Source organism: Microbispora sp. NPDC088329 (assembly GCF_040685655.1).
Taxonomy (GTDB): Bacteria; Actinomycetota; Actinomycetes; order Streptosporangiales; family Streptosporangiaceae; genus Microbispora.
Window position 1 is genome coordinate 40,122 of the sequence record NZ_JBFBIP010000033.1, and the last position, 13,354, is coordinate 53,475.

Here is a 13,354-nt window from a genome sequence, read left to right on the forward strand (position 1 = left end):
GGGAGGCTGAGGAACGGCCCGGTCACCTCGACCAGCGCGAGCCACCCCTGGTGGTCGACATCCTTTGCACCGAACCTGCTCATCGGGTCGCCTCCCGCCTCGGCACGACGAAGACCACGGCCACCGGGAACCGGTGCGGCCGGGGGTCGCGGTAGCGCGCCGCGATCGCGTCCCGCTCCCGGTCGTGCTCGCGGGCGAGCCCGGCCAGGCGTTCCTCCCAGGATCTGCGGTCTCTGCGGTATTGGTCGCGCTCTTCCTTGGACACCGCCTCGTGCCGGCTGAACAACGCGTCGCCCTCCTGATCGCCCTCCGCGAGCTTGGCCCGCAGGGTCGCCTCGAACCGCTCGAGGTTGGCGGTGACCCGGGCCTGTTCGGCCTCCATACGCTGGGCGAGCTTGCGTTCGAGCTGGTCCTGCTTCTGCTCGGTGCGCCAGTCGATCGACTGCAGCAGCGGGCCCGCCACGCGCGGCCAGGCCTCGGCCAGGCGGTGCCGTACGGGAGCGGAGGCGGGGGTTCCCTGCGACAGGGCGCGGTCGAGGATGCCGCCGAGCACGGTCAGATTCTCCAGCCGCCGGAACCGGCCGCTGTCCGGGATCCAGCCTCCGGCGTACAGGACCTCCTCGTGCAGCCGCACGCCGTCGCCGCCGACCAGCACGAACCGGGAGAACGCCCCGGCCAGGGTGGTCTCCAGCGCGGGGTCGTCGCTGACGACGGCCGTCACACGGTGCAGGCCGATCTCGGCGTTGGAGACCGCGGCGCGCAGCAGCCGGGTGGACATCGCGACGAGCGGGTGGCCGAGGTGGGCGAGCACGACGTCGTCGCGCACCCGGCCCTCGGGGTCGAAGGTGGCCTCGGGGTCGAACGTCACCGGCCGCTGGCGCGGCGTCTCGTCCTTGCGCGTCGCCTTGGCCAGCAGCCCCGCGCCCGCGCGTTCCCAGGAGCCGGTCAGCGGCGGCACGCCGTGCAGCCCCTCGGTGAGGTGCTTCTCGTCGAGATGCGGCGTGAGCGGCTGCTGGCGGGCCAGCTCCAGGGCGGTGTCGACGACCCGCTTGACGTTCGCCGGGGTGATGCCCAGCTCGGCGACCGTCTCGTCCAGGTTGGCGCGCAGCTTGCGCACCTGGTCGCGGACGTTCTTCTCGGCCGGGACCGCGCTCGTGGAACCGCCCGCCCGCTCGACGTCGTAGTCGGCGATGTCGCCGAGCATGCGCCGCTGCACGGCCCGCGCGAGGACGGCGTTGACCGAGCCCAGGTCCTCCTCCATCTGGGCGACCTTGCCGGCCACCCGGGACAGGAACTCCAGGTCGGCCTCGTACGAGTCGACGGCCGTGTCCCAGCCGGTGCCGACGAAGTGGCGGATGTCGGGCGTGCGCTTCTGGCCCCAGCGGTCGACGCGGCCGATGCGCTGCTCCAGCTTGTTGGGGTTGAACGGGATGTCGTAGTTCACCAGCCGGTGGCAGTGGTTCTGCAGGTCGATGCCCTCGCTGGCGGCGTCGGTGGCGACCAGGATGCGTACGGGGTGCTCGCCGGGGTCCTTCTGGAACGCCACCCGCAGCTGCTCACGCTCGTCGGCCGACATGCCGCCGTGCAGCACGGCGAGGTGGTCGTCGCCGAGGTCCTCCTGCCGGAGCAGCTCCACGAGCCACTTCTGGGTGTCGCGATATTCGGTGAAGACCACGACCCGCTCGTTCTCCCACGTGCCCGCGGGACGGCAGACCCCGCGCAGATAGTCGATCAGCTCGCGTGCCTTGGCGTCGGGCGAGGACTCGTAGTCGCGGGCCCAGGCGCGCATGCGCGTGAGCAGCTCGATCTCCTCGTCGCCGGCGACGCCCTGCAGCGGCGCGGCCAGCGACAGCGCGTCGTCCTCGGCCTCGGCGAGCGGCTCGTCGTCGAGGGTGGCGGTCTCCTCCCAGAAGTCGTCCATCCACTCCTCGAAGTCTCCGTCGTCCCGCACCTCCACTGGTTCGCGTACGCCGTCGAGGTAGACGTCGAGCGTGTGGGCGAAGGCGGCGGGGCTGGAGAACAGGCGCTTCTTGAGCAGCAGCGTGACGAGGTCGGCGGCCTTGCGGCCCTTGACGTTCTTGTTGAGCCGGGCCCTGCGCACCTGCGCGAACCGCTTGAGCAGGTCGTGCACCTCGCGCTCGTCGGGCGGGTAGACGACCGGGATCGCGCTCGCCTCCCGGTCGACGAACCGCTTGGTGCCGTCGGCGTTGACGATGTGGCGCTTGAGCCGGCGGATGACCGTCTCCTCGACGGCGGCCGGGTCGGGGTCGACGCCGCGGGCGAACCGCTGGTCGTCGAGGATCTCCAGCAGCGCCGTGAACGACGCCTGATAGCCGTTGTGCGGGGTCGCCGACAGGAACAGCCGGTGCGTGAAGTGCGGGGCCAGGCGGCGGATGAGCTTGGTCTGCTGGGAGTCCACCGCGTACACCTGCTTGGGCGCGGCGGGCGCGACGTGGTGGGCCTCGTCGAGGATGAGCAGGTCGAAACGGCGCTCCATCGCGCTCGGGTCGAGCACCTCGTCGAGCAGCCGCTGCGCCTTCTGCCCGCGCAGCCAGGGCAGGCTCACGATGCTCAGCGGATAGACCGTGAACGGGTTGGCCGCGCTGCCGTGCGTACGGCGGACCTGGGCGCAGCGCTCGGTGTCGATGATCGTGAAGTCGAGGCCGAACTTGTCGGCCATCTCGTCCCTCCACTTGAGCGTGAGACCCGCCGGGCAGACGATCATGATGGTCCTGGCGCGGTGGCGCAGCAGCAGTTCCTGGGCGACGAGCCCGGCCTCGATCGTCTTGCCGAGGCCCACGTCGTCGGCGAGCAGCAGATTGACGCGCGGCGCGTCGAGGGCGCGGGAGACCGGTTCGAGCTGGTAGTCCTCGATGGCCACCCCGGAGCGGTACGGCGCCTGCAGCGTCTTGACGTCGGCGCTGGTGACCGCCGACCAGCGGATGGCGTCGAGGAACGCGGCGAGGCGCTCGGGCGAGTCGAAGCCATCCGGGGTCACGTCGGGCAGCGAGCCGCTGGGCAGGACGCGGCGGCCGGGCTCGATCTCCCAGACGACCTCCAGCGTGTCGCCGTACCGGCCGTCCTCGACGCTCTGCAGGGTCACCAGCGTGCTGCTCGCGCCGGGCTCGACCTCGCCGACCACCCAGCGCCGGCCGCGCACCGCGACCAGCTCGCCGATGGCCGGTCTCTCCGACGTCACACTCGCCATACGTCCCTCGCCGATGAGCCTTGCCGATTTCGGTCACGTCACGCTGAACCGGACACGGTAAAGCGCTCTCCCCACGCGCATCGGCGGGAAGCCCGGAACGATCCAGGGAACGCCCCTCCGATCACCCGGTGGAATCTACGCCACACCACCGAACATTGTCCATCCCCCAAAACTCCTGTGTGCCGAATACACACCAAGCTAGGGAACTACGAGGGCTTTGCCGCCGACCGGCGTGCGGCCTTGTCGAGTTCACCCAGGGCCCATCGGGCCCAGTCCCGGGATGCCTCGTATTGGCGCAGCCCGTAGCCGGCGGCGAGCCAGCCGAAGGGGAGGCGGCCGTCCACCGACACCGGCGGGTCGCCCTCCAGCGCCGCGCTCAGCTCGGCCATCTGACGTTCGCTGTCGGCGGCGATGTCGCGGAGCACCGTCCGGGCGTCGTCAGGGTCGAGCGCGGACAGCAGGAAGAGCCTGAGCACCGGCTCGTTGCGGACGGCACGGCCCTTGCGGGGCTCCAGCAGCCAGGCGCGCAGTTCGCGGCGTCCCGCCTCGGTGATCGCATAGGCCTGGCGAGCCCGGGCGCCCTGGTCCGCGGGTTCGATCAGGCCCTCCTCCACCAGTCGCGCCAGCTCGGGATAGATGCGGTTGAAACCGGCATTCCAGGCGTAGGTTCCCAGGTCGCCCTCGAACGCCTTGGCCAGGTCGTAGCCGCTCGCGGGCCGTTCGGTGAGCAAGCCGAGCAGCGCGTATCGCAGTGCCATGCGCCCGACTTTACCTATCCAGATTGACATATCCAGTTGGATATAGGAAGCCTTGGAGGACCGACCAAGGAGCTGACATGTCCCACATGACTCCCGTTCCCGACGAGATCGAGGCGGCCGACCTGCCCGTGACGGGCGCGTTACCGCCGGAGCTGACCGGCCGCTACTTCCGCAACGGCCCCAATCCGCTGCCCGGCGAACGGCTCGCCCATTGGTTCGGCGGCCACGGCATGCTGCACGGCATCCGGCTGCGCCAGGGCCGCGCCGAGTGGTATCGCAATCGCTGGGTGCGCACCGGCAAGTTCGCGGGGCGACCGCATGTGCGGCCCGACGGCGGCCGCGACCTGACGGCCGTGTCGGCCAACACCCACGTGATCGAGCACGCCGGGCGCATCCTGGCCCTGGTGGAGAACGGGCTGCCCCACCAGATCAGCCCGCGGCTGGACACGATCGGAGCCGTGGACTTCGACGGACGGCTGACCACCGCCATGACCGCCCACCCCAAACACGATCCGGTGACCGGCGAACTGCATTTCTTCGGCTATGGCGTGCGGCCGCCCTACCTGACCTACCACCGCCTGGACGCGTCGGGACGCCTCGTGCACAGCCGCGAGATCGTCGTCCCCGGCGGCACGATGATGCACGACTTCGCCATCACCGAGCGCCACGTCGTATGGCTCGACCTGCCGGTCACCTTCCAGCCGCGCCTGGTCGGCGAAAGCATGCCCTACGAGTGGGACGACCACTACGGCGCACGCCTGGGTCTGATGCGCCACGACAGACCCGACGCCCCGGTGCACTGGTTCGACATCGACCCCTGCTACGTCTTCCATGTCGGCAACGCCCACGAAGACGCCGCCGGGCACGTGGTGCTGGACGCGGTCCGCTACAGCCGCGCGGACTTCACCGCCGTCTGGCGCATGGCCGGCGGCGCCACCGACCCAACCGGTCCCGCCGCGGCCGCAGCCGCCTCACCCGACGGCACGGCGCGCCTGCATCGCTGGACCCTCGACCCCGCCACCGGCAGCGCCTCCGAACACCCTCTGGACGACCATCCGGTGGAGTTCCCGACCTTGGACGACGACCGTGTCGGCCGCGCCGCCCGCTACCTCTACACCACTGACGACTCCGCCGTCGTCAAATACGACCTGGACGGCGGCGGCGTCACCGCCCACCGGCTGGAGCCGGGAATCCACGTCGGGGAAGCCGTCTTCGTCCCCGCGACCTGCGGCCCGCGCCGCGAAGACGACGGATGGCTCCTGTCCATCACCACCCGGCACGACGGCACCGCCTCGCGACTGCTGGTCCTGGACGCCTCCGACCTGGCCGCGCCCCCTGTCGCGGCGGTCGACCTGCCGCGCGCAGTCCCCGCCGGCTTCCACGGCTCCTGGATCCCCGACAGCCCCACGGTCTGAACGCGCACGCAGGGCCCCGGCGGTGAGGCGTCAGGCGGACCGCCGCGCGAGGTCCTCCAGCACCGCGACCGCCTCGCCGGTGCGCTCGTACGGCACGAAGAGGTGGTCGTGGTGGAACCCGGCGACGACGTTGCAGGTAGGCGCGAAGCAGGTCGTCGCCGGAAAGCACTCCGGTGACCCAACCCATCCCCCGGACGGCACCCCAAATGCGGCCCGCAGCTCTGACGACATCCCAGAAGTGTGATCTACATCACTATGTATGAGCGAACCCTGGCACCAACGGTTGTGTTCTTACAATCGATAGTGTCGATACATGACATATCAAGTCATATGCCAAGAGGGGAGGACGCACTGTGCGAATGAAAATTGCCCGAAAGGTATGGTGTGCGGGCGGTTTGGCGGCGGCTGTGGCCATAACGATGGCTGCCACCACCGGCACGGCAAGCGCAGCGGGATGCGCCGAGAACAGAACGAACGCCACGGCCATGCTCAACAACTTCGATCTGTTCGACACCGCGACCGGAACCCGCCCGGACGGACTTGTCAGCACCGCCGATTTACGCGAGATCGCCACCGCCGGCAACATTCCGGTACCTGTTCCGTCGAGCGCTCGTGCAGCGGCCCAATACTTCCTCGCCAACACAACGGAATGGCGACAGCTCGAGACCGCCGGGAATGGGCAGTCTGACGGCCTCGTCAGTCGCAACGACCTGGAGATCTTCCGTGCGATCTACGGGTGCATCCCGCTGTAGCCGGAGCTATAGCGGAACGTCCGGCCTAATACTCCGGCCGTTTCCCCACCACGGTCTGCGACATGGGCCTGACCTGCGCACGGACGCTCCTGCCGACCTTGCCGAACGCCGACTGCAGGTTCCAGATCGCGATGCTGCTGCGCGACCGGGCGAGCGCGTTGCTGTGGCTCGACCGAGTGGACGAGGCCGTGGAGGACTGCCTTCAGGCTGTCGGCCGCCTGCGTCGGATCGCCGATCAGCACGTCGGATACCTGACACAGCTCGCGTTGACTCTGAACTTCGTCTCCGATCCCCTGTCGAAGCTCGACCGCGATGACGAGGCACTTGCGGCGGCGGCGGAGGCCGTGGAGATAGCAGACCGGGTGGATGACGACCAGCGGATGGTGCGCTCGCTGACCTCGTGGACATACGGCAGGCGGCTGCTGGAGCACGGCCGGCTGACGGAGGCGAAGGAGGCCTATCTCGCGGCCGTACCAGGCAGCGAGGACTTCCGTGAAGGGTTCGCGCCGGAGCTGTACCGGCTGGCGGAGATCCTCTTCGGCGAGGGCCTGCTCAGCGAGGCGGCGTCCGTCCTGACGGTGGCCGCGCGCCTGTTCAAGCTGCTCGCCGCCGCGGACTCCGGCTGGGCCGCGTCGTACGCGCGGCTCCTCGGCCGCCTCGCCCAGGTGGACTTCATGTGCGGCCGGCACGAGGCCGCGCTGCGCTGGGCGGAGCGGGCGGTGACCGCGGCGGAGAAGTCCGGCGACCGCGAGTCCGTCGCACTCGCCATGGGCCACCTCGGCAGCAGCCTGGCCTGGACCTCCCATCTGCGAGAGGCCGCGGAGGCGGCCGAGCGCGCGGACTTCCTCCTCACCGCGATGCCCGAGGTGCCGGGGCTGCACGCCTTCTGCCTGGACCGGCTCGCCTGGTGCCGCGCCCGGCTCGGCCGTCCCGACGAGGCCGTACGGCCGGCCCGCCGGGGCGCCGCCCTGCTCGAACCGATCGCGGACGACGACCACAGCGTTCACCTTCCCGAGCTGGGCGTGCTGCTGCGCGACCTCGCCGGTTACCTGCTCGCCTGCGAGGCGGTTCGCCGAGGCGGCGCCCGTGAGCCTGCGGGCGGCCACCCTGCTGGAGAACCTCGTCGCGGCAGGGCATCCCGGGTTCCGCTACTTCCTCGCGCAGGCGTACGAGGACGCCGGGAACGCGCTGGCCCGCCTGGGCGAGCGGGAGCACGTCGTCGCGCACATGCGCCGGGCGACCGGTGTGTACGAGAACCTCGCGGCGGAGGATCCCGGCTACCGCGACCTCCTGGCCCGCGCATCGAAGGCCCTCGGGGAGCTGCTGGCCGGCCTCGGCGACCTGGCCGGCGCGCTCGAAGCGTACGAACGGGCCGTGGACCTCTGTCGAGCGCTTCTGGGCGAGGGTCACGGCGCCGTACGGGCGGACCTGCGCCGGGCCCTGACCGCGGCGGCGACGACCCGTGGCCGGGCCGGTGACACGGCCGGGTCACTGCCCCTCGCCCGGGAGGCGATCGGGCTCGCCGACCTGGCCGTCCTGGTCGACGCGGGCGACGGCACGGACGTCCCGCCTGACCTCGGGCAGGCCCTGCGCCTGATGGCCGTGACGTCCTCGGGCGACGAGGCGTACGACGCCGCGGAGCGGGCCGCCGCCTGCTACCGGCGGCTGGACCGGGAGACCCCGGGCACGTGGCGGCGCGCTCTCGTGCTGACCCTGGTCCTGCTCGCGCGCCGCGCCGCGCAGACGGAGCGCTGGCGGGTCGTCGCGGACGCGGCGGAGGAGACGATTGCCGACCTGCTGGAGAACGCGCCCGATGACGAGCGCGCCGGACAGGTGCTGCCGGAGCTCCTCGACGACTACCGCACGGCGATCGTCCGCCTGAACATCCCGGACACGCGTCTGGCGTACGCGGAGGCGGCCCTGCGCCGCCTCACCTGGCCGCCGGCCACGATCCCGGGCTGACGGGCGGCGCGTGACACAACCCGTGGCGCGGCGGTCATGGACCGCCGCGCCAGGGGTGCGGTGCCGCGGGTGCGGTGCCGCGGGTGTGCGGATCAGCCCGCGCTGCAGGAGACCGTCGGCCAGTTGTAGTTGCCGTTGTGCTGGATGGTCACCCCGAAGTTGTTGCCGCTGCCGTTCGGCTTGGCGACCATCACCTGGGAGCTGGGCCAGGTGGCACTGGTGTTCCAGGTGGAGAGGATCTTCGCCGGGGACGGCACGTTCATCGTCACGGTCCAGTTGTTCGAGCCGCTGACCGAGACGTTGAGGTTGTAGCGGTCGCTCCACGACTGGCCGGCGGACAGCGTCGCGGTGCAGCCGCCACCGCCGCCGCCACCACCACCGCCACCGCCGCCGCCACCGCCTCCGGACGTGGAGCCGCCGATGGTGATGTTGGAGTTACCGCTGCTCTGGTAACCCTCGGTCGCCAGGATCATGTAGTCGTGGCTGCCCAGGTTCATGCCGTAACGGGCCCAGGCGTCGAAGTGGTTGCCGGTGGTGATGGTGCCGCCGGTCCGCTTCTGCTGCCGGACGCTCCAGTACTGGTTGAACGTCTTGTTGCCGTCGATCGAGGGGGCGTTGTAGCGGGTGGTCTCGTAGATGTCGTAGGTGCCGCCGTCGGTGGTGACGGTGCCCTTGTACGTGCCCGTGGGCCGCCAGGAGCCCCAGTTGTCGACGATGTAGTACTCGACGAGCGGATTCCTCGTCCACCCGTAGAGGGACAGGTAGGCGTTGCCGGACGGGTTGAAGCTGCCCGAGTAGGAGACGGACCTGCGCCCGCCGTTGCTCCAGCCCTTACCGGCCACGAAGTTGCCGGTGTTGCGCCACGAGGTGCTGTAGTTGCCGCCGGACCCCAGGTCCATGGAGACGGTGCCCTGGCTGTCGGTCCAGAACGAGAAGAAGTAGCCGTTGTTGGTGCCCGTCTGGTTCGTGGTCACGGCCGCGTGGGCGACGCCGGGCAGCAGCGCCACGGCCGCGGCCAGCGCCACTGCGCAGGCGCGGGCGATGAGTAGCCTGGCGCGGCCGCGTCTACGGCCTCTCCAGTAAGCGGGGGCGTCGATCATGTGCGCGCTTCCTCCTTGTGAAGGCCGTCGGGGGCGGGCGGCGTGCGACGGCTCGCCGGGAGCCGTCAGCGGGCGGGATACGACACCACACGACACCGCCGCACGCAGCCGAAAGTTATCGGAACATCGGCGAAAGTATCGGACCGCACTTGTCTCGTTGTCAACGATTCCCGTAATGCCCCGGAAACCGTATGCTGGACGACATGCTCGTCACCGCTGGTCGGAACCCCCCAATGGGGCCGATACCCCACGTGGTGACGCATTCGGAGTTCGAACTTAAGGCCTTGAAACTTTCAGACACTCCCCGTTCCCGAGGCCGTGAGCGGGCAGGCGGCCGGCTGTCAGGACCGGTGCCGGGCTCGCCCGCCGGCGATCGCGATCAGCAGCGGGATCACCGCCCACCCGGTGAGTACGGCGAACGCCGGCCAGGACGGCATGATGTCCGGGACCTGCTCGATCAGCTGGAGCGCCGGGTACGCGGGAAGGACACGGTTGATGTGCTCGCCACAGGGCAGCATGCGCGCGACGAACGGCAGCACGACAAGGATCGCCACCAGCGCCGCGGTCGCCGCGGCCCCGTTGCGCAGGATCGTGCCGAGCGCCAGCCCGAGCAGCGTGCTCACCACGATCATGAGCGTGCCGCCGGTGATCACCGTCCAGGCTCCGGCGGGCAGCGGCGACGGGTGGAACTCCGCCGCGACGAACCGCCCGTAGAGATAACCGGGAACCGTGATGAGCAGCGAAGCGGCGACCGCGGCCCCACTCAGGACGGTCGCCTTGGCCATCAGCACGCGGGCCCTGGACGGTGTGGCGAGGAGGGTCGTGTCGATCATCTTCGACGCGTACTTCGCGCTGATCGTCATCGTGCCCAGCATGCCGAGCGGAAGCTGGGCCAGGATCACTCCCACGTACACCGCCACGACGATCCCCATGGCGGCCTGATCACTCGTACGGGCCGGATCCCAGCGCGCGATGACGGTGGAGGCGCCCAGCACGGTGAGCGTGAGCGACACCAGCACCCCGACGCCCAGCGCCCACCAGGTCGAACGCAGGGTCCGCAGCTTGATCCACTCGGCGGCGACCGCACTCATCGCGCACGCCTCCCGATGAGGTCCAGGAACGCGTCCTCCAGCGACGTGCCGGGGCGTACCAGCTCGGTGATCCCGGCGTCGGCGCGCTTCATGTCGTGCGCGAACAGATCCGTCTTCCCCTGCTGAGCCGGGTGCCGGTCTGGGTCTGGGTGACGATTGACGCCGCGATCGCCGTGGTCCTCGCGGCCTCGTTCATCGGGCTCGCCTCGTCGAGGAACCTGTCGGAGCCCGGCGTGACGGACTATGCGGCGGCCCTCGCGACCAGCCTGCCCCTGGCGGTCAGGCGGTTGTGGCCGCGCGGTGTTCGCGGTCGTCCTGCTGGGCGGGCTCGGCATGCGCGAGTTCCTCGTCCCGCACGCCGACCCGCTCTGTCTGCCTCTCGCGCTGTACGCGCTGGCCACGCGGAGCAGGGCCGTCGTCCCGCTGCTCGTGGCGGCCGCGGTCGCCGTGCAGGGTGTGGTCGAGCTGCCGCTGACGGCCGTGGTGCGCGACCAGCTCGGGCTGGTGCTGGCGATCCTGGTAGCCGCCTGGGCCGCCGGCACGGCCGTACGGCAGCGCAGGCTCTCCTGCACGAGACCAGGCGACTGCTCGGGGTGCTGCGTGAGGACGGCGACGCCGGGCTCGCCCCCGCCCCCGGGCTGGCCGATCTCGGCGCGCTCGTCGAGCGGACCAGGGCGGCGGGCCTGGAGGTGGCTGAAGACCGGAGTGACGGTGGAGATCACCGACGACGGCACGCGAGGCCAGGCGCGGCCGTACGGGCACGGCCTGACAGGGTTGCGCGAGCGCGTGCGCGTCTTCGGCGGCGAGTTCGAGGCGGGCGCCCGTCCCGTGCGCGGCTTCCGCGTCATGGCGAGGCTGCCGCTGTGATCCGGGGTGCTGGTGGCCGACGACCAGGCGCTCATCAGGGCGAGCTTCCGCCGGTTGATCGACTCCGCGCCGGGGTTCCACGTGGCCGGCGAGGCCGCGACGGGCGGGCAGGCGGTGGCGTCGGCTGCCCGGGATCGTCCCGATCTGGTGCTGATGGACGTGCGCATGCCGCAGATGGACGGCATCGAGGCCACACGTCGCATCTGCGCCGACCGCCACACGGCGGTTGATCCAGCGGTTCGTGAGCCCGCCGTCGCGCACGGATGGCCTGGGCATCACCGAACGCGAGCGTGGGGTCCTCGTCCTGGTGGCGCGGGGGCTGTCCAACGCGGAGATCGCCCGGAGCCTGCATGTCAGCCTCAGCACGGTGAAAACGCACGTCAGCAGCCTGCTGACCAAACTCGGCGCGCGTACCCGCGTTCACCTGGTCATCGCCGCCTACGAGGCCCACCTCGTCTGACGCGAAGGCCGCGATCTTTCACGAGCGGGCTGACCGCCGGAGTGATCGCTGGTGAAATGTCCCCGTGCAGAGAGTGCTGATCGCAGGGATCTCCGGGGCGGGCAAGACGACGATGGCCAGGGCGCTGGAATCGCGGCTCGGGCTCCCGCGCCACGAACTCGACGCGTTGCACCACGGACCCGGCTGGACGAAGCGGCCGGGGTTCGAATCCGACGTGGAGCGTTTCTCGTCACAGCCCCGTTGGGTGACCGAGGATCAGTACCACCAGTTCCTGCACGACCTGCTGTGGGAACGCGCCGACACCGTCATCTGGCTCGACCTGCCGCGCCGCACCGTGATGCACCGGGTCGTGCGCCGCTCGCTCGCCTACGCGCTGTCGCGCAAGGAATTGTGGAACGGGAACCGGGAGCGCGTGCGGGACTGGATCGACCCCGGGCACCCCATCCGCTGGGCGTGGTCCCAGCACGAGCGGAAGCGGACGACCACGGTGGAGCGCGTCGGGCGGCATCCGCATCTCACCGTCGTCCGGCTGGGCAGCGCAGGCGAGGCCCGCCGCTGGCTCGCCGGCCTGGCCACGCACAGCCGGGACGCGTGAAGGCAGGAATGCCGGCCGAGAACGGCGCCCCCGAGGCCGGGGCGGGCGGGTGGCGGGCGGGTGGGGCCGGGGCGGGCGCCACAGCCGGGCACCCGCGCCACGCCCTCACGGATACGGACGCGGCCCGCTCTGAAAGTTTCACCGTCGTGCGGCCCGGCTCGCCCGCTTCGAGGCGCCGGTCTTGACGGACCCGGAAGCGAGGCCAACACTAAGCGCACCTACCCCCATCCCCAACTGTGAGATCTCCCGGCCCCTTCTGCACCGCGGATTGTTAACGCTAACAATGCCACGCGGGAGGCACCCCGTGAACGTCCGTTCCCCCGTACGCCGCGCACTGGCGGCGCCCTTCCGGTGCTGCCGGCCCTCGCGTCGGACATCGTCGCGACGGGTCCGGCCCGCCGGCCACGTGCCGCGCAGCGATCTCCTCTCCTCCGGGCCGGAGATCACGGACGGGCAGGACGCGACGTTCCGCGTGGGCCACCGGAAAGCCGGGCGCTCTCGGGAAGGTGTGAAGCCAGCCATGATCCCAGGATTACGACGCGCGAAGAAGGCGGCACTGTCCGCGGGCGCGGCGATCACGCTCGCCGCCGGCCTGCTGACCGGTCTGTCCGCACCGTCGCAGGCCGCGTCGCAGGGCCCGTGTGACATCTACGCGGCGGGCGGCACGCCGTGTGTGGCGGCGCACAGCACGACCCGCGCCCTGTACGGCAACTACAACGGCGCGCTCTACCAGGTGCGCCGCTCCTCGGACAACGCCACCCGCGACATCGGCGTGCTGAGCGCGGGCGGGGTCGCCAACGCCGCCGCGCAGGACTCGTTCTGCGCGAACACCACCTGTCTCATCACGATCATCTACGACCAGTCCGGCCGCAACAACCGGCTGACCCAGGCGCCTCCCGGCGGGTTCAACGGCCCGGCCGCGGGCGGCTACGACAACCTCGCGATCGCGACCGCGGCGCCGATCACGGTCGGCGGGCAGAAGGCCTACGGCGTCTACGTGGCCCCCGGCACGGGCTATCGCAACAACAACACCAACGGCGTGGCCAAGGGTGACCAGCCCGAGGGCATGTACGCCATCTTCGACGGCACGCACTACAACGGCGGCTGCTGCTTCGACTACGGCAACGCCGAGACCAACAGCCGCGA

At 70.8% G+C, this 13,354-nt stretch carries 12 protein-coding genes and 1 pseudogene; 7 read left to right on the forward strand and 6 right to left on the reverse strand.

Annotated features, from left to right (window positions below):
- Positions 1 to 79 precede the first annotated feature (79 nt).
- Both drmD and AB0O28_RS37250 read right to left on the reverse strand, forming a co-directional pair.
- Entirely contained in the window at positions 80 to 3,208 is a 3,129-nt protein-coding gene (drmD, locus tag AB0O28_RS37245) for a DISARM system SNF2-like helicase DrmD (RefSeq protein WP_363647300.1), read from the reverse strand.
- Positions 3,209 to 3,414: 206 nt separating this feature from the next.
- Positions 3,415 to 3,966, reverse strand: a complete 552-nt coding sequence (locus AB0O28_RS37250) for a PadR family transcriptional regulator (RefSeq protein ID WP_363647301.1) — start codon at positions 3,964 to 3,966, stop codon at positions 3,415 to 3,417.
- Between the two features lie 77 nt (positions 3,967 to 4,043).
- On the opposite strand from AB0O28_RS37250, the gene AB0O28_RS37255 reads away from it, so the two are divergent.
- Complete coding sequence (locus AB0O28_RS37255) at positions 4,044 to 5,381, forward strand: carotenoid oxygenase family protein (protein WP_363647302.1); 1,338 nt, start codon at positions 4,044 to 4,046, stop codon at positions 5,379 to 5,381.
- 30 nt (positions 5,382 to 5,411) lie between these two features.
- Here the strand turns inward: AB0O28_RS37255 and AB0O28_RS37260 are convergent, their stop codons facing one another.
- Positions 5,412 to 5,612, reverse strand: coding sequence for a hypothetical protein (locus AB0O28_RS37260; RefSeq protein ID WP_363647303.1), 201 nt, complete (start codon positions 5,610 to 5,612; stop codon positions 5,412 to 5,414).
- Positions 5,613 to 5,800: 188 nt separating this feature from the next.
- Here AB0O28_RS37260 and AB0O28_RS37265 point away from each other — a divergent pair, with 188 nt between their 5' ends.
- Positions 5,801 to 6,133, forward strand: a complete 333-nt coding sequence (locus AB0O28_RS37265; protein WP_363647304.1) for a hypothetical protein — start codon at positions 5,801 to 5,803, stop codon at positions 6,131 to 6,133.
- Here the strand turns inward: AB0O28_RS37265 and AB0O28_RS37270 are convergent.
- Positions 6,112 to 7,239, reverse strand: a complete 1,128-nt coding sequence (locus AB0O28_RS37270; protein ID WP_363647305.1) for a hypothetical protein — start codon at positions 7,237 to 7,239, stop codon at positions 6,112 to 6,114. The genes AB0O28_RS37265 and AB0O28_RS37270 overlap by 22 nt on opposite strands.
- Here AB0O28_RS37270 and AB0O28_RS37275 point away from each other — a divergent pair.
- Positions 7,220 to 8,095, forward strand: a complete 876-nt coding sequence (locus AB0O28_RS37275) for a hypothetical protein (protein ID WP_363647306.1) — start codon at positions 7,220 to 7,222, stop codon at positions 8,093 to 8,095. The two genes, AB0O28_RS37270 and AB0O28_RS37275, sit on opposite strands and share 20 nt — an antisense overlap.
- 92 nt (positions 8,096 to 8,187) lie before the next feature.
- On the opposite strand, the gene AB0O28_RS37280 is transcribed toward AB0O28_RS37275, so the two are convergent.
- Both AB0O28_RS37280 and AB0O28_RS37285 read right to left on the reverse strand, forming a co-directional pair.
- Entirely contained in the window at positions 8,188 to 9,195 is a 1,008-nt protein-coding gene (locus AB0O28_RS37280) for a glycoside hydrolase family 11 protein (protein WP_363647307.1), read from the reverse strand.
- 341 nt (positions 9,196 to 9,536) lie between these two features.
- Positions 9,537 to 10,286, reverse strand: coding sequence for a hypothetical protein (locus AB0O28_RS37285; protein ID WP_363647308.1), 750 nt, complete (start codon positions 10,284 to 10,286; stop codon positions 9,537 to 9,539).
- Between the two features lie 300 nt (positions 10,287 to 10,586).
- Here AB0O28_RS37285 and AB0O28_RS37290 point away from each other — a divergent pair, with 300 nt between their 5' ends.
- The 4 genes and pseudogenes from AB0O28_RS37290 to AB0O28_RS37305 form a co-directional block, all read left to right on the forward strand.
- Positions 10,587 to 11,153: a hypothetical protein gene (locus AB0O28_RS37290; protein ID WP_363647309.1), complete on the forward strand. Its 567-nt coding sequence runs from the start codon at positions 10,587 to 10,589 to the stop codon at positions 11,151 to 11,153.
- Between the two features lie 6 nt (positions 11,154 to 11,159).
- Positions 11,160 to 11,613, forward strand: a pseudogene (locus tag AB0O28_RS37295) (response regulator transcription factor).
- Positions 11,614 to 11,677: 64 nt separating this feature from the next.
- Positions 11,678 to 12,208 (forward strand): hypothetical protein, encoded by a 531-nt coding sequence (locus AB0O28_RS37300; protein WP_363647310.1) that lies wholly within the window; start codon positions 11,678 to 11,680, stop codon positions 12,206 to 12,208.
- 520 nt (positions 12,209 to 12,728) lie between these two features.
- On the forward strand, positions 12,729 to 13,354 hold a 626-nt coding region (locus tag AB0O28_RS37305; RefSeq protein WP_363647311.1), incomplete at its 3' end, for an arabinofuranosidase catalytic domain-containing protein.

Excerpts from the sequence above, each read along its gene's own strand:
- AB0O28_RS37280 (WP_363647307.1), bottom strand. The coding sequence starts at position 9,195 with ATGATCGACGCCCCCGCTTACTGGAGAGGCCGTAGACGCGGCCGCGCC.
- drmD (WP_363647300.1), bottom strand. The coding sequence starts at position 3,208 with ATGGCGAGTGTGACGTCGGAGAGACCGGCCATCGGCGAGCTGGTCGCG.
- AB0O28_RS37255 (WP_363647302.1), top strand. The coding sequence starts at position 4,044 with ATGTCCCACATGACTCCCGTTCCCGACGAGATCGAGGCGGCCGACCTG.
- AB0O28_RS37285 (WP_363647308.1), bottom strand. The coding sequence starts at position 10,286 with ATGAGTGCGGTCGCCGCCGAGTGGATCAAGCTGCGGACCCTGCGTTCG.
- AB0O28_RS37250 (WP_363647301.1), bottom strand. The coding sequence starts at position 3,966 with ATGGCACTGCGATACGCGCTGCTCGGCTTGCTCACCGAACGGCCCGCG.
- AB0O28_RS37260 (WP_363647303.1), bottom strand. The coding sequence starts at position 5,612 with ATGTCGTCAGAGCTGCGGGCCGCATTTGGGGTGCCGTCCGGGGGATGG.
- AB0O28_RS37265 (WP_363647304.1), top strand. The coding sequence starts at position 5,801 with ATGGCTGCCACCACCGGCACGGCAAGCGCAGCGGGATGCGCCGAGAAC.